This window comes from Microvirga sp. P4_A5, from assembly GCF_056402495.1.
The window spans coordinates 13276-29052 of the sequence record NZ_JBFUHH010000019.1 but is presented as its reverse complement, the minus strand read 5'-3'; the positions used below and the strand labels follow the sequence as shown (position 1 = coordinate 29052).

Genomic DNA, 15777 nt, shown 5'->3' with positions numbered 1-15777 from the left:
TCGTCCTCGGTTCGCCCTCAGGTCCCGTAGGCCGCTTTTTTTAACTCTGCTGTCCGCTCTGAGGTACCGATCGTCCGCGCTGAGATACCGTTGAGTCCGCCTTCAGATACCGCCTTAGAATTTTCTGCTGTCCATCTCGCAAATTCTTTCGTCGCCAGATGTCCGCTGATGTCACAGGCAAACTCCGTCAATCGCCACTCCGTAGCGTGCCGCGTTTTGCGATCGAATTTTCCTTTGCGCACGGGGACAATGAAGCCGTGGTCCTGCAATACGGCAAATGCTTTGGACGCGGTAGTTTTGCCGATGCGAAGCTGATCCGCTGCCTCTCTGACAGAAAATGAAATTCTGCTATTGTTGCTTCCGTTATAACGACGGAGCGTGTCTAGGTAGAGAGCGCGAGCCGTTGGATCGAGGCTTTGCCACGCGGCGGTGTCCATCACCCAGTAATAGAGCCGCACATGTCGCGCTTCTTTTATGGACCTTCCTTTGTTCGTACGCTTGCTCATGCTGCACCTCCGGGCGCGACCATCTTCCGAGACACCTCGGCCCGGATAGCATCTTCAAGCGACTTCACTTGCTCAGTTATGACGGTGGTGGCAAAGCCCCGCTTGATCAAAATGTGGGCCTGAACGCGGATCGCATATGCGAGGTGCTTCTCGGCCGTCTTAGAGGGAAGGGTGATCAATCGCTCTGCGTGCCGGACGATAAACGCCCGACGTCTCACCAGTGGAAACGGGAGGACCGTCGCCTCATTCTCTGTGGCGCATGGTGCGGGTTCTTTTGGTTTCGCCGGTAAATCTTCTTGGCCGCACATATTGAAAACCTTGAATTGCTGGATTGCATGGATTCAGCCGGGGCGGGGCTATGCAATGTTCGAAATTTTTGGACCCCGTAGCCGGGGCTTGGTTGGGATAGGACCACTCGTGTCGACGCYTGTCTGGGTTGCCATGATCTACCGAGCAGCCCTCTTGGTTGCTTGCTGACGTTCCCAGGCCTCCAATGCTTCAATGGCAAAATATTTCCGCCCATTGATGATTAGCGGCTTAGGGAAAGCCAGTCGGGCATCAGATTCCCAACGCCAGAGCGTCATCGCCGAGATGTTGTTGTATCGGGCGCGGGCGGCTTTCGCGGGGATGTACCTTGAAGGGGCGTTCATTGAGAAATTTCGCACTTAAGAGGTTTGGGGGGGACCGTCGGACACGTCGCTTACCATGATTATGGTATCTCAAGTTAACATCAAAATGTCAATTGCAGTTACACTTTAACTGTGAGATTGCATTATTGCAGTGCGAAGGGATGACAATGGCTAGTGACAAAGAGAGAACGCTGCGAAGGGTGTACGTCCTTCCCACCGAACTCGTGGACCGAATTTCCGCTTATCAAGAAGAAATGGGTCTGCCGTCAGAAGTCGAGGCGGCTCGGCGTTTGCTCGATATCGCCTTGCAAGTCCGAGATACGGTCGAGACTTTGTTGGAAAAAATCAGGTCACGTTTTGAGCAAGAGCGTGATTTGAGAATGATCGCGCGAGAGGTTCTGTCGTCGCACGCGCTCGTTCGCTCGATTGAGTTCGACAAATCGGGGAATTTGCTCTTCCAAATAGAAGGAAATTCCGTAACAGGCGCGATCGACCGCCAAGGCCAGACGTTCCTAGTAAGGAACGGCCAAGGCGGTATCCCTGAGTGGAGGCCCTTCCCGATCTCGGCGGCCTCGAAGTAGTGATGGCGAGACTATCTCTTACTTTCGCTTCACCGCCTCGACGTTCTTAGCCTTGCCGCCGTTCAGGGACGCCACGTGCCCCGCCCAAGCCGTCATTGCGTCCCGGCGCTCGCGCTCATAATTGTGGCGCTGATAGACCCCGACGATTCCACCGAACGTACCTGAAGTGTGGTTGAGCGCCTTTTCGACAACGTGAACAGGTATCCCTAGACGAGCGCAGCCGCTGGCGAACGTGCGGCGAAGATCGTGAAGGCGCCACGAGCCGAGGTTTTCACCTTTGGGCATGTGCTTTGTCGCAGCCGTATTGAGGCGGGCAAGGACTTTGGTGACACCCGAGAAAGGTGTTGCGCCGTTCGTGGTGAAGAGAAGCCGTGCTTCGTCATGGACTCCTGACCCCGGGTCTATGGGAGGTGCGATCCGTGGAAGGCTATCCAGGACAGCAACAGCCATGGCAGAGAGCGGTACGACGTGAGCGACATTGGTCTTCGATCGCTCTTTCGGGATAGTCCATTGAGCTGCAGTCCCCCGCAAAAGAGGCGCGGGTGTGGGAATATAAATCTCGCTCCAACGGGCACCGAGTACTTCTGACCGACGTTGGCCGGTAAGGATCAGCAGCCGTACGGCTGAACCGAACGGGTAACCAATCTCCCCGGCCGCTTTCCAAATGGCCAAAAGTTCAGCGTCGGCGAGAACCCGATCTCGCGACGTCTCGGCCGAGGGCGGCTTTAGCGTAGCGATAGGAGAGATTTCTATGATTCCGCGCTCGACCGCCCAGCTGAAGAATGGCTTCAGGCGGGTAATGAGCCGATTAGCTTGTACTGGCGATCCGCGTTCGACGACGGCATCCACCAAGTCAAGGACGTCCCGCTTGGTTATAGAAGCGATCTCCTTGTCCTTCCAGGCGGCAAGGTCCGCCTTCGTCAGGAGACGCTCGGTTTCCGCCCATGTCTTGTGATGGGCCTTTGCATGACGTCTGATGTACTCCGCAGCGACGGCGCCGAACCTGTTCCTCTTGCCGTCCCCGGTCTTCTTGACGGGGATTTTGCCCTCTGCCGGGTCGCGCCCTTCAGAAGCAACCCGGAGTGTGGCACGCGCCAACTCCCGCGCTTTCCCGAGATCGAAAAGTGGATAGGGGCCAATTGTCAGCTTCTTCGGCTTACCGTCGAAACGGTAACGCACGGCCCAAGACTTTCGCCCTGATGGCTGCACGAGCAGATAGAAGCCGGGGAGGGCACCGTCGGGCACCTCGATCCGCTTATTCGGATCAGGCTTTTGGTTTTCGACGCCCAATTGGGTGAGCACTTTTGCCATGGCAGTGGGCCCGCCACGATTCGATGTGACCCACTGCGTACAGACGGGGTAACGCTGGGGTAACGAAAAGTGGGTGTTAGGGGACGTTACTCGATGATATTAGCGCGCGCTCTCGACTTGGATCAACTCTCTGTGTCACAAGGATTTTCAGCTATCTTAATGCTCGGCTGTGATAGAGGTTGAGAGACGCAAAGTACTGCCTTCTAAGCAGTAGGTCCCTGGTTCGAGCCCCGGCGGGGTCGCCAAAGCGTTTTTGCCCACCTCCAATTCGGGCGTCCTCAGAGGCGGCTTCCGCCGATCACATCTTCCTCTGTCAGGCCCATATGGTGGGCGAGCCTGCGCCGGGCGCGGTTCACGCGGCTTTTGATCGTGCCGATGGCGCATCCCATCGTGGAAGCGGCCTCCTCGTAGGAGAGGCCGTCGATACCCACCATCAGCAACACGTCCCGCTCGTCCTTTCGCAGGCATTGGAGCGCCGACATCAATTCCCCATACGACACTTTGTCATTCTGGTCCTCGTCGACGGAAAGCCGCTCGGAGAACGATCCGTCCACGTCCTCCACCTCCCGGCGCCGACGGCGGGTCATTGAGAGGAAGTGGTTCTTGAGGATCGTGAAGAGCCATGCGCGCAGGCTCGTTCCCATCAGGAATCTGTCTCGATTGGCGAGGGCCCTGGCCATGGTTTCCTGCACCAGGTCGTCGGCCCGAACCGGGTCGCGTTCGAGCGACAACGCATAGGCTCGCAACTCCGGCAGCGACGACAGCAATTCGTCGACGAAACCTGGATCGAGGGGTGCCTCGTTAATCCGGATCGCGCGCACCGTGCGGTCGAGCAGCCGCGCGAGCTTGGTGGGCAGCGCCTCGTCGGGCGCGGCCGCGAGCTCCCAGCGAAGCTTATGGCCGAGGTGGTCGAGGATGCGCGGGTCGAGCGCCGGTTGCAACGCTTGGGTACGGTCGCTCATGGCTCTGCCCGGCGCGTCGCCGCATAACGAGAGTTTTCCTCGAGCGCCCGGATCGCCGCGCCGAAGAGGTTGTGGGCATCGTGCTCGCCCTGGCGGGCGCGTTCCATGATGAGGCGGGCGACGTAGTCCCGCGCGGTGCGGAGGTCGAATCGGAATTGATGGTCGTGCAGGTAGCGGAGCGTGAGCTCGAACGCGGCCGACACGCATTCGAGGTCCTCGGGTGGAAGCATCCGGTCCTGGGCAAAAGAGCCATGCGCGCGCATGGGCGATCTCCTTCCGTGGCCGGCCGAGACGCAGAACACCGATCGGGCCGGGCGAGTGCGACAGGAGGCTAGTCCTGGCTAATCCTCCGTCAATGCTCCGTCAGAAACCGTACGCGGAGGGTCGATGTCGGGGTGAGGGTTGGACGCCGACCTTTCATCGGCCATGAGCCGTTCGTATTCGGCCTCAGGCCAGCCGTAGGCGTTCTCGGCGAGTTTTTCGAGGCCTTTCCGATCGCGTATGGTGATGAGGCCGCGCGCCGACCGGATCAGGTTCTTTCCTTCCAGAAGATGGAGCGTCGTCGTGACGCCCGGTCGACGGACACCGAGCATCATCGAGAGAAATTCGTGCGTCACGCGCAGCTCATTCCCGTCGATGCGGTCGTCGCACATGAGAAGCCAGCGAGCCAGCCGGATCTCGATGGTGTGCTCGGCGTTCACGAAAGCCGTCGAGGCGGTCTGGACATTGAAAGCCTGGCCGTAGCGCAGGAGAAAGCGCTCGAGGGTGCGCCTGTTGTCGAGAACCGCTTCGAAATCACGCCGATCGATTTCATGGCCATGCCCGGGACTCTGGACGAAGCAGTCGAACGGCACGCGATCGACTCCGTAGGTAAGGGAAATACCCGTCACGCCCTCGCGGCCGATCAATCCGATTTCGACGCGGCTGCCGTCGATATCGGTCGTCAGCGACGCAAAACCGCTCTCCGGAAAGATCAGATTGTCGAGGGGTGCGTTGGCCCGAAAGACAGGTCGACCGAGATCGAGGGCGATCGGCCGGAGATGGGGTTCGAGCGTGTGGAAATCGTCCTCGGACAGCGAATTGAGAAGCCGATTGCGGATGGACGAACGCTTGAGAATGCTCATGCTTGGCCCTCTGCGGAGCCAATGCGCGTCGGATTCAGCCGCCCGTGGCCCGTTTCCTTCGCGAACTTATCTGAAAACGTTCCGCGCGGGTGAAGAACTTCGATCCCTCCAAATTTCTGGCGCCGAGCTGAATCCGAAAATTGTTCAAAGCCGGCATTGGGCGCAATCGAGGCCGAAGCCGTTGTCAACGGGCGAACACGCAGTAGATAACCACGCCAAGACATGGAGACACGATCCGCATGCGGCAGCCAACAGGCGTCACTGCTTTCGATTCCGCTGAGGAATCGGGGCGGTCCGACGGGACTTCGCTCCATCATGGACCAGACCCGGTGGGCGCCGCGTTCGAACGGACGATCATATCCTCGGAAGAGCGGGGATTATTGCCTCGCTTGTTTCGCGATGCCCCCGGCTTCATGGCGATCCTCGCAGGGAAGGATCATATCGTCGAACTGGCGAATTCAGCCTATCTCGATCTCTTCGACCGTCGCGACGTCAGTGGGAAGCCGATCCGCGAGGCGCTGCCGGACGTGGCGGATGATAGCTTTTTCAAGCGGCTCGACGATGTCTACGCGTCCGGTCAGCCGTTTACTGCCGAGGGTCTGCGAATCCCCATCCGGGGCGATGACGGCCACGGCTCCTCGGACCGCTTCGTGAACCTCATCTACCAACCGATCGTGGAGGAGAACGGACAGGTTTCGGGCCTTTTCGTCCAGGGCCACGACATCACCGACCAGAAAAGGGCCGAAGCGGCCCTGCGAGAGAGCGAGGAGCGGTTTCGCCTCGTGGCCGAGTATGCGCCCGTCATGCTCTGGATGGGCGACGCGAAGGGAAAGTGCGTCTACCTGAACCGGGCCCTGCGGGAATTCTGGGGCATCGCGCTGCAAGACGTGCCGCGCTTCGACTGGAATCCAACCGTTCATGCGGATGATCGCGAACTCCTGTTCGGGCCCTTCGGCACGGCCATGGAGGCACAGTCGCCTTTCACCGTCGAGGCGCGCTCCCTGCGTTCCGATGGCCAATACAGGGTGCTGAAGACGGAGGCCCAGCCCCGCTTCGGCGCGGATGGGCAGTTCCTCGGGATGATCGGCGTCAACGCCGACGTCACGGATGCGCGGGTGGCGGAAGCGGCGCTGCGGGAGGAGACGCGGGCGCTCGAGGTCTTGAACCGGACGGGGACGACGGTCGCGGCGGAACTCGATCTCCAGAAGATCGTGCAAAGCGTCACCGATGCGGGCGTCGACCTGACGCGGGCGGCGTTCGGGGCGTTTTTCTACAACGTCCTCGATGACGCGGGCGAGAGCTATACGCTCTACACATTGTCGGGCGCGCCCCGCGAGGCGTTTTCGCAATATCCGATGCCCCGTGCCACCAAGATCTTTGCACCGACCTATGAGGGAGAAGGCATCATCCGGTCGGACGATATTCTCGCCGATCCGCGTTACGGCCACGAAGCTCCGCATTACGGAATGCCTCCGGGGCATCTCCCTGTCCGAAGTTACCTCGCCGTGCCGGTCGTCTCGCGGGCCGGGGAGGTGGTCGGTGGATTGTTCTTCGGGCATCCCGAGCCGGGGATTTTCAACGAGCGGTCGGAACGCGTGATCGCCGGCCTTGCCGCCCAGGCTTCCATCGCCATCGACAACGGCCGACTTTTTCAGGAGGCGCAGCGGGAGCTCGATCAGCGTCGGCTGGCCGAGAAAGCCTTGCAGGAACTCAACGCGACGCTCGAAGAGCAGGTGCTGTCCCGTACGCGCGATCTTCGAGATCGCGAGGAAGCGCTGCGGCAGGCGCAGAAGATGGAGGTGGTCGGCCAGCTCACCGGCGGCGTCGCGCACGATTTCAACAATCTTTTGCAGGTCGTGGTGGGCAACCTCGAAATTCTTCAGCGCAACCTGCCGACGGATTCAGGCCGCCTCCGGCGTTCCGCCGACAATGCCATGAATGGGGCACGTCGCGCGGCGTCGCTCACGCAGCGCCTGCTCGCGTTTTCCCGACGCCAACCGCTCGATCCGCGTCCGCTCGATCCGAACAAGCTCGTGTCGGACATGTCGGATCTCCTGCATCGGACGCTTGGCGAGACGGTCTTGGTCGAAACGGTATTCTCAGCCGGCCTTTGGCGAACGGAGGCGGACGCCAACCAGCTTGAAAGCGCCATTCTCAATCTCGCCATCAACGCCCGCGACGCCATGCCGTCCGGGGGCAAGCTCACCATCGAAACGGCGAATACCCGCATCGACGAAGCGTATGCATCGGTCCATGCGGAGGTAAACCCGGGGCAATATGTGGCGATCTGCGTTTCCGACACCGGCTGCGGCATGAGCCGCGAAACGCTCGCGCRCGTGTTCGAGCCCTTCTTCACCACGAAGGAGCCAGGGAAGGGCACCGGGCTCGGCCTCAGCATGGTGTACGGCTTCGTCAAGCAATCCGGCGGGCATGTGAAGATCTACTCGGAGGTCGGCGAAGGCTCCACCGTCAAGATCTATCTGCCGCGCCTGATCGGCGTCGAAGCCGACGTGACGGTCGACGAGCCCGTCGCGATTCCGGAGGGAACGCGCGAGGAGACCATCCTCGTGGTGGAGGACGACGATTCCGTGCGCACCTACTCGGTGGAGATCCTGCGCGAACTTGGCTACCGCGTGGTCGAAGCTCATGACGGCCCCTCCGCCCTGCGCCTGCTGGCGCGCCAGTCTCATGTCGACCTATTGTTCACCGATGTGGTCTTGCCGGGCGGGATCACGGGCGCCGAAGTGGCGCGCGACGCGCGTGAATTGCGGCCGGGACTGAAAGTGCTGTTCACCACCGGCTACGCACGGGACGCCATCGTGCATCACGGGCGCCTCGACGCGGGCGTGCAATTGATCACCAAGCCCTTCACCTACGCGGACCTCGCCTCGAAAGTCCGCAGCGTGCTCGACCATCGCGAGATCGACATACTGGCCAAGGACTGATGGCGAAAGCGCCGGAATTCGCCGGATGGGTCTCTAGCTCTGCGGCTGAAGTGACGGGTCGTCGCTGTCCACACCATGCGTCTGCAGGATCTGGTGGATCTCGCTCAGCCGGGCGATCGCCGCCGGGCCGCGCTTCAGGCCGATGATGACCATGAGGATTTCGATCATCAGCAGCTGGACCGCATAAGCATCGGTGCCGACGCGCATGGTCGCGTCGCTCGGGACATCGATGCCGAGAACGATATCGGCGAGCGCCGCGAGCGGCGTCTGCGTCCGCGTCAGGGCGATGATCGTGGCGCCATGGTTCTTGGCCACCGCGACCGATTCCAGCAGGGCGGGCATCCGCCCTACGAAGGAGATGGCGAAGAGTACGTCTCCGCTGGCCTGCGTGGCGGCGGCGACGAGTTGGAGATGGGCATCCGAAAATGCGTTGGTGACGATTCCCAGCCGGAACAGGCGGGCCTGCATGTCCTGCGCAAGGAAGTTGGAGGTGGCGCCGGTCCCGAAGCAATCCACCCGGCGGGCACGGTGCATGGCCTCCGCGGCCCGTTCGATATCGGCCGGAACGAGCTGGTGCTGCCATTCCGCGAGAACGGCCGTGACGCTTCCCACCACGTTGCGGATAACGTCCGCGGCGCTGTCATCCGGCGCAACGCTGCGGTGGAGATAGGGCGCGCCGACGGCGAGCGACGCCGCCAGTTTCAGCTTGAGATCGCGCAAGCCGTCGCACCCGACGGTCCTCGCGAAACGGACGATCGTGGGTGCGCTGACGCCGGCGCGGGAGGCAAGCTCCTTCACGTTGGCCTGCATGGCCCAGCGGGGATCGTCGACGATCATGGCGGCGATCCGGCGCTGCCCGGACGACATCGTCTCGAGGCTGGCATTGATCGCCCGAAGGATGTCGGAGCCCGTATCCGGCGGCAAAGCAATCGGCTGTTCGAGAGCGCTCATGCGGCGGCGGGCCTTTCGTCATCGGCGATATCGTACAAGCAGGCGAACCTGTGATCCCCGTCCGCCAGGCGCAATTCAGGAACGACGCGGGCGCATTCCTCGGTCGCGTGCGGGCATCGCGTGCGAAAGACGCATCCGGAGGGCGGCGCCATCGGCGAGGGAATGTCGCCTTTGAGCAAACGACGGATCTTCGGCGCGTCCGGGTCCGCCTTCGGCGATGCGGCGAGCAGCGCCCGCGTGTAGGGGTGACACGGTCGGGTTGCGACATCCTCGGTGGTCCCGATTTCCATGATGCGGCCGAGATACAAAACGGCGATCCGGTCGCACATGAGTTCGACGACGTCGAGATCGTGCGAGATGAAAAGCATGGCGAGGTCGAAGCGTCGGCGCAAATCCTGCAGGAGATTGATGACCTGCGCCTGCACGGATACGTCGAGCGCCGATACCGGCTCGTCGGCGACGATCAGCCTGGGTTCCACCGCGAGCGCCCGCGCGATGCCGATGCGCTGCCGTTGCCCGCCCGAGAATTCGTGCGGAAAGCGCGCCATATGGGAAGCGGGAAGGCCGACCGTTTCGAGCAATTCGCCGATCCGTTCGGTCCGGCGCGCGCCGCGGGCAAGCCCGTGGGCATCGATTGCTTCACCGATGATGTCGCGCACCCGCAGCCGCGGATTGAGGCTGGCATAAGGGTCTTGAAACACCATCTGGGCCTTGCGGCGGAGCGCCTTCAATTGCCGCTCCGGCCGCTGCGAAATATCCTCGCCGTCGAAGCGGATCGTGCCTGAAGTCGGGTCGACCAGACGCAGGATCAGGCGGCCGATGGTGCTCTTGCCGGAGCCGGATTCGCCGACGAGGCCCAGCACTTCGCCCGGAGCCACGTGAAAGCTCACACCTTCGACGGCGCGGAGCAGGTGCGGAGCGCGACCGAAATGCTTGGTCAAATTCTCGACGGCGAGAAGCGGCGTGGCGTTCATGGGAGGACCTCGCGCCAGCGGAGGCAGCGGACGCTCCGTTCCTGGTCGGCTTCCAGCGGAATGGCGCCTTGGCGACAGATGTCGATGGCGTAGGCGCAGCGCGGCGCAAACGCGCAGCCTTCGCTCACCGGTCCCACGTTGCCTGGAATGGATTGCACCATGCGGCGACCGTCGGCGCCGCGTTGCGCACGGGCCGGCAGGCAATTGAGAAGCGCGCTCGTGTAGGGATGGCGGGGGGCACGGAAAAGCGTTGTCACGGGACTGCTCTCCACCACCTGTCCGGCATACATCACGGTGACGCGGTCGGCGACTTCGGCGACCACGCCGAGATTGTGGGTGATGAACAGGACGCCCATGCCCACCTCCCGCCTCAGGCGATCGATCAATGCGAGGATCTGGGCCTGGATGGTGACGTCGAGTGCGGTCGTCGGCTCGTCGGCAATGAGCAGGGACGGGTTGCACGACATGGCGAGCGCGATCATCACGCGCTGCCGCATGCCGCCGGACATCTGGTGCGGATATTCGTGCACGCGCCTCCGCGCGTCGGGAATTTCCACGAGATCGAGCATCTCGACCGCGCGATTCAGCGCGCCCGCGCGGCCGAGCCCCATGTGCTGCCGCACCGACTCGGCGATCTGCTCGCCGATCGACAGGACCGGATTGAGGCTCGTCATCGGCTCCTGAAAGATCATGGCCATTTCCGAACCCCGCAGCCTGCGCACCTCGGAGGCGGGCAGGGTGGCCAGATCGACCGTATCGCCGGAACGTCGCCGAAACAGGATCTCCCCGCCCGACACCCGCCCCGCGGGCCGCGGCAGGAGACCCATCACCGCGAGGCTGGTCACCGATTTGCCGGATCCTGATTCGCCCACGAGGGCGACGGTTTCGCCCGCACTGACCGAGAGCGTGACCCCGCGCACCGGTGTCGTCTCGCCATCCTCGGTCCGGAAGCGGACTTCGAGGTCGTTCACTGCGAGCAGGGGCGCCATCATGCTCACAGGGCCTTCCGCAATTTCGGATCGAGCATGTCCCGCAATCCATCGCCGACGATCTGCAGGGAGAGGGCGGCGAGAACGATGGCGAGGCCCGGAAACAGCACCACCCAGAACGCGTCGTCGGCATATTGCTGACCGGACGCGATCATGGTGCCCCAGGTCGGCAACTCCGGCGGCACCCCCGCGCCGAGGAACGACAGGCCCGCCTCGGCTAGGACCGCATAGGCGAAGATGAAGGTCGCCTGCACCAGAACCGGCGAGGCGACGTTCAGCAGGATGTGCACCGACAGGATGCGTCGGGTCGAAACGCCGAGCGCCCTCGCGGCTTCCACGAACGGCAATTCGCGGATGACCAGCGTCGAGGCGCGCACCACGCGGATGACGCGGGGCGTGTAGACGATGGAGAGCGCCAGCACCACGTTGAAGGCGGATGCGCCGAGCACCGCCACCAGAAAGATCGCCAGCAGAATGTCGGGAAGCGCCATCAGCGCGTCGACGATCCGCATCACCGCGCCGTCGAGGCCCCGGAAATAGCCCGCCAGCAATCCGAAGAGCGTGCCGACGGTCATCGAGACCACAACGACGGCGAAACCGATGCCGAGGGAGGCGCGGGCGCCATAGATGATCCTCGAGAGAATGTCGCGCCCGAACTCGTCCGTGCCGAGCCAGTTGAGTTGGCTCGGCGGCTTGAGGCGGCGGATGACGCGGATCGCGGTGGGCTCGTAGGGTGCGACCCATGGCGCCAGCAGCGCCAYCAGGACGATGACGAGGAGAACCATGCACGCGACGAGCACGAGCTTGCGCCGGAAGAGCCGGCGGAAGAACAGGAGGGTGGGAGACTGAGCCACGGTCAATACCGCACGCGCGGATCGACGAACGTGTAGATGATGTCGATGACCAGATTGATCAGTACATAGATACCCGCCACCACGATGAGCGCGCCCTGGATCACCGGATAATCGCGGCGCAACACGGCCGACACCACGAGATTGCCGATGCCCGGCAGCCCGAAGACGGTCTCGGTGACGATCGCGCCGCCGACCAGCAATGCCGCCGTCAAACCCACCACCGTGATGATCGGCACCAAGGCGTTGCCGAAGGCATGGCGCAGCACGACGCGCATCTCCGATATGCCTTTCGACCGCGCGGTGCGGATATAATCGTCGCTCAGCACATCGAGCATACTGGCGCGCGTGAAGCGTATGATGAGCGCCGAATTCACGATTCCCAGAACGGCGGAGGGAAGCGCCAGATGGGCGACGCGCTCGATGAAGGGCGCGCCGGGATCGCCGTATCCGGCCACCGGAAACCAGCCGAGCCGTACGGCGAAAAGCTGGATGAAGATCAAGCCGAGCCAGAAGCTCGGAATGTTGGCCGCCAGCATGGCAAGTCCGCTCACGATCTGATCGACCATGCGTCCCCGCCAGACCGCCGACACGATGCCGGCGGGAATGCCGACGAGCGCCGCGATGGAGACGGAGAACAGCGCCAGGAAGAAGGTGGGCTCGGCGCGCTCGGCGATGGCCTGCGTAACCGGGCGCTGCAGAAAGATCGACTGGCCGAGGTTGCCGCTGGCGATTTCCTTCAGCCAGAGAACGAACTGCACGAGGATCGGCTTGTCCAATCCATAGACCTCGCGCAGTCGTGCGATGTCCTCCGCCGTGGCCTGATCGCCGAGCATGAGCGCCGCCGGGTCTCCGGGCGCCAGCCGAGTCAGGAAGAACACCATGGCGGCGACCAGGAACATGACGATCAGGAGGCCGCCGAGTCGCCGGCCGAGGGTGAGCCACATGGGGTCCGCTTCCGTGAAAGGGTCAGGGACGAAGGGGCCGCCCCTGACGATGCCTGTCGGAAAGAAGCCGGCTTACTTCGCGATCTCGACATTCCAGAAGGCGGGCCACGGCATCGGCGTGTAGCCCTTCATCTTGGCCGACATGCCGCTCAGCGAGGCGAAATTGCCGGCGCGGATATAAGGCACCTCGTCATAGACGACCTCCTGAACCTTGCCCCACAGGGCGCCGCGCTTGGCGGCGTCAGGCTCGGCATTGAAGGCCGCGAGCGCCGCGTCCTTCGCGGGCGTCTTCCACCAGCCCGGCGCCCCTTCGCCGAGTTGCGGCGGCGAGAGCATCGGTTCGGGCAGGAAGGCCGAGTGCGTGATGTAGACATCCCACAGGGCCGGATCGCCGCGACGCTGGATGAGGGTTGCCCAATCGACCACGTCGAGCGTGACCTTGAAGCCGGCGGCCTTCAATTGCTCGGCCATCACCATCGCCATGCGATTATGGAAATCGTATTGCTTGGAGTTGAGGATGCGGATTGGCGTGCCGTCGTATTTGGCTTCCGCCAGAAGCTTCTTGGCCCCTTCCGCGTCGCCCTTGTTGTACTTGCCCACGCCCGCCTTGGAAGAGAACGGCGATCCTTCGGGGAAATGTTCGCCCGCGACGGAATAGAATTTGGGGTCACCGAAGCCTGCGAGCAGGATCTCCTCGTCGTTCAACGCCATCTGGAATGCCTGCCGGATTTTGATGTCCGTCATCGGCCCCTGCTTGGTGTTGGTGGGGAAATACGGGAAGCCGTACGGCATCGTCAGAACCGCCGCGACCCCCGATGCACCCGACACCTTCTTGTTGCTCTCCACGGGAAGCTGGTCGGCGAACTGGTATTGCCCCGCGACGACGCCCTCGACGCGCGTGTTGGCGTTGGGAACGGGGATGAAGCGCAATTCGTCGATCTTGGCCTCGCGCTTGCCGGCATAGCCGCTGGGCGCTTCGCTGCGCGGCGTGTAGCCGTCGTGCTTCACCAGAACCACGAACTGATCGGGCTTGCGCTCGCGGAACTTGTAAGGACCGGTTCCGACGAAATCGACCAGCGGATTGGCGATCGATTCCTTCGCCATGATGCCGGCGAAACCGGAGGGGAGGGCGAGATGCGCCAGCAATGCGGGCTGCACCTCCGACAGGACGATCTCGACCGTGGAGGGACCCTTCGCGGTGATCGACGCGATGCTTTTGCCGAGGGCCTTGCCGCGCGGTGTCATCTCGACCCAGCGCTTGAGAGACGCCACTACGTCCTCGGCGTCGAGATCGCGGCCGTTATGCAGCTTCACGCCTTTGCGGATTTCGATGGTGTAGGTCTTGCCGTCGGCCGACATCTTCGGCATTTCGGCGGCCAGCATCGGCTGGACGGCCCATTTCGCGTCGAAGGTGAAGAGCGGCTCGTAGACGTGCTGCATGATGAGGCCGACCAGGTCGGCGGTCGAGGCCATCGGGTCCAGCGATTGCGGTTCGGCGACCATCGCCAGATTGGCGGTGGTGGGCGCTTGTGCCCATGCGAGGCCGGGCGAGAACAGGGCGGCCGCGGCCAGCCCCGTTGCGGCCAGGCTTAGTTCACGCCGCGTCACGGCGCTCCTCAGATCCACGCGAACCTTCATGCAATCCTCCCAATCCGTGCCAAGACCCGTCACGCGCATTCCCTTTGTGCTTCGTGAAAGTCGATGAAAGTTTATTAAGGGCGATCTTCCGGTGTCAATCGCTTGACCCGAAATATCGGCCATTCTACGCCTATTGGTGATTGCGGCGGCCGGACGATGGTGGCACCCAGCCGCAAAAGATGTAATTTGTTTTCAAATGAGGCCGGGCCTCATGGGGAAAGGACTCGTCGGCGATGGGCTATGATCTCGTTCTACGCGGAGGGCGCGTGATCGACCCCTCACAGGCGATCGATGGCGTCATGGACGTGGCTTTCTCAGGCGGAAAGGTCGTGGCCACCGGCACCGATCTCGCCGAGGGCGCGGGGATTGTGAAGGATGTGACGGGCAAGATCGTCACGCCGGGCCTGATCGATCTTCACACCCATGTCTATTGGGGCGGCACGTCGCTCGGTGTCGATCCCCTGATCCTGGCGCGAGGCGGATGCACCACCCTGGTCGATACGGGAAGCGCCGGCCCCGGCAATTATGCGGGCTTCCTCGAACATGTGATCAAGCCCTCGCCGGTGCGCATCATCGCCTATCTCAACGTGTCGTTCGCCGGCATCTACGGCTTCTCGAAGCGCGTGATGGTGGGGGAAAGCGGCGACCTTCGGTTGATGGCTCCCATCGATGCCGTCGAAGTCGCCGAGGCGAACCGGGATACGCTCGCGGGCATCAAGGTGCGGGTCGGCTTCCATGCCTCCGGCAATTCCGGTCTCGTTCCCCTCGACATCGCCCGCCATGTGGCCGAGCGCGTCGACATGCCGATGATGGTGCATATCGACCATCCGCCGCCGACATTGCCCGAGGTGCTGGCGCGCATGCGCAAGGGCGACGTTCTCACCCATTGCTTCCGGGCATTTCCCAACACGCCCGCGACGGCCGACGGCAAGGTTCATCCGGCGGTTCTCGATGCGCGCGAGCGGGGCGTGATCTTCGATATCGGCCACGGCATGGGCTCGTTTTCGTTCAACACGGCGCGCGTGATGCTCGACAACGGCTTCATGCCGGATTGCATTTCCAGCGACGTTCATGCGCTCTGCATCGACGGCCCCGCCTTCGACCTGTTGACCACCCTGTCGAAATTCCTGTGCCTCGACATGCCTCTCAACGAGGTGATCCGGTCGGCCACGATGAACGCGGCCAATGCCTTGCAGCGGCCGGATCTCGGAACGTTCAAACCGGGAAGCGCGGGCGACGCCTCGATCCTCGAACTTCAGGACGGGACGTTCGATTATGTGGATTCCACCGGCGAACATCTTGCCGGCAAGACCCGCCTCGCCGCGCGGGGCGTGGTGATCGACGGCCGCATCTGGCACCAGGCTTGAGG

15 protein-coding genes are annotated in these 15777 nt (G+C 62.7%); 3 read left to right on the top strand and 12 right to left on the bottom strand.

Features of this window, described 5'->3' with window-relative positions:
* Positions 1-17: 17 nt before the first annotated feature.
* Positions 18-506 carry a hypothetical protein gene (locus AC1DVM_RS07990; protein WP_477253498.1) on the bottom strand — a complete coding sequence of 163 codons (489 nt, stop codon included), beginning with the start codon at positions 504-506 and terminating at the stop codon, positions 18-20.
* Positions 503-814, bottom strand: a complete 312-nt coding sequence (locus AC1DVM_RS07985; RefSeq protein ID WP_477253497.1) for a DUF6074 family protein — start codon at positions 812-814, stop codon at positions 503-505. The genes AC1DVM_RS07990 and AC1DVM_RS07985 overlap by 4 nt, the downstream gene beginning before the upstream one ends.
* A 488-nt stretch (positions 815-1302) precedes the next feature.
* Between AC1DVM_RS07985 and AC1DVM_RS07980 the strand changes: the two genes are divergently transcribed.
* Positions 1303-1716 (top strand): hypothetical protein, encoded by a 414-nt coding sequence (locus tag AC1DVM_RS07980; protein WP_477253496.1) that lies wholly within the window; start codon positions 1303-1305, stop codon positions 1714-1716.
* 18 nt (positions 1717-1734) lie between these two features.
* Here the strand turns inward: AC1DVM_RS07980 and AC1DVM_RS07975 are convergent, their stop codons facing one another.
* The 4 genes from AC1DVM_RS07975 to AC1DVM_RS07960 form a co-directional block, all read right to left on the bottom strand.
* Positions 1735-3027, bottom strand: a complete 1293-nt coding sequence (locus AC1DVM_RS07975) for a tyrosine-type recombinase/integrase (protein WP_477253494.1) — start codon at positions 3025-3027, stop codon at positions 1735-1737.
* Positions 3028-3305: 278 nt separating this feature from the next.
* Positions 3306-3989, bottom strand: a complete 684-nt coding sequence (locus AC1DVM_RS07970; RefSeq protein WP_477253492.1) for a sigma-70 family RNA polymerase sigma factor — start codon at positions 3987-3989, stop codon at positions 3306-3308.
* The gene (locus AC1DVM_RS07965) at positions 3986-4252 is read right to left on the bottom strand and encodes a hypothetical protein (protein WP_477253490.1); all 267 of its coding nucleotides are present in this window, start codon (positions 4250-4252) and stop codon (positions 3986-3988) included. The genes AC1DVM_RS07970 and AC1DVM_RS07965 overlap by 4 nt, the downstream gene beginning before the upstream one ends.
* A 78-nt stretch (positions 4253-4330) precedes the next feature.
* Positions 4331-5113, bottom strand: a complete 783-nt coding sequence (locus AC1DVM_RS07960) for a Crp/Fnr family transcriptional regulator (RefSeq protein ID WP_477253488.1) — start codon at positions 5111-5113, stop codon at positions 4331-4333.
* A 239-nt stretch (positions 5114-5352) separates the two neighbouring features.
* Here AC1DVM_RS07960 and AC1DVM_RS07955 point away from each other — a divergent pair, with 239 nt between their 5' ends.
* A complete protein-coding gene (locus AC1DVM_RS07955) occupies positions 5353-8058 on the top strand; it encodes an ATP-binding protein (RefSeq protein ID WP_477253487.1) in 2706 nt (901 codons plus the stop codon).
* 33 nt (positions 8059-8091) lie between these two features.
* On the opposite strand, the gene AC1DVM_RS07950 is transcribed toward AC1DVM_RS07955, so the two are convergent.
* The 6 genes from AC1DVM_RS07950 to AC1DVM_RS07925 form a co-directional block, all read right to left on the bottom strand.
* Positions 8092-9009: a MurR/RpiR family transcriptional regulator gene (locus AC1DVM_RS07950; RefSeq protein ID WP_477253485.1), complete on the bottom strand. Its 918-nt coding sequence runs from the start codon at positions 9007-9009 to the stop codon at positions 8092-8094.
* Positions 9006-9983 (bottom strand): ABC transporter ATP-binding protein, encoded by a 978-nt coding sequence (locus AC1DVM_RS07945; RefSeq protein WP_477253484.1) that lies wholly within the window; start codon positions 9981-9983, stop codon positions 9006-9008. The genes AC1DVM_RS07950 and AC1DVM_RS07945 overlap by 4 nt, the downstream gene beginning before the upstream one ends.
* Positions 9980-10975 carry an ABC transporter ATP-binding protein gene (locus tag AC1DVM_RS07940; RefSeq protein ID WP_477253482.1) on the bottom strand — a complete coding sequence of 332 codons (996 nt, stop codon included), beginning with the start codon at positions 10973-10975 and terminating at the stop codon, positions 9980-9982. Before AC1DVM_RS07940 ends, AC1DVM_RS07945 begins: the two co-directional genes overlap by 4 nt.
* 2 nt (positions 10976-10977) lie before the next feature.
* Positions 10978-11832: an ABC transporter permease gene (locus AC1DVM_RS07935; RefSeq protein ID WP_477253480.1), complete on the bottom strand. Its 855-nt coding sequence runs from the start codon at positions 11830-11832 to the stop codon at positions 10978-10980.
* Positions 11829-12770, bottom strand: coding sequence for an ABC transporter permease (locus tag AC1DVM_RS07930; protein ID WP_477253478.1), 942 nt, complete (start codon positions 12768-12770; stop codon positions 11829-11831). The genes AC1DVM_RS07935 and AC1DVM_RS07930 overlap by 4 nt, the downstream gene beginning before the upstream one ends.
* Positions 12771-12842: 72 nt before the next feature.
* Positions 12843-14408, bottom strand: coding sequence for an ABC transporter substrate-binding protein (locus AC1DVM_RS07925; protein WP_477253476.1), 1566 nt, complete (start codon positions 14406-14408; stop codon positions 12843-12845).
* Between the two features lie 233 nt (positions 14409-14641).
* Between AC1DVM_RS07925 and AC1DVM_RS07920 the strand changes: the two genes are divergently transcribed.
* On the top strand, positions 14642-15775 hold the full coding sequence (locus AC1DVM_RS07920; protein WP_477253474.1) for an amidohydrolase/deacetylase family metallohydrolase: 1134 nt from the start codon (positions 14642-14644) through the stop codon (positions 15773-15775).
* Positions 15776-15777 lie beyond the last annotated feature (2 nt).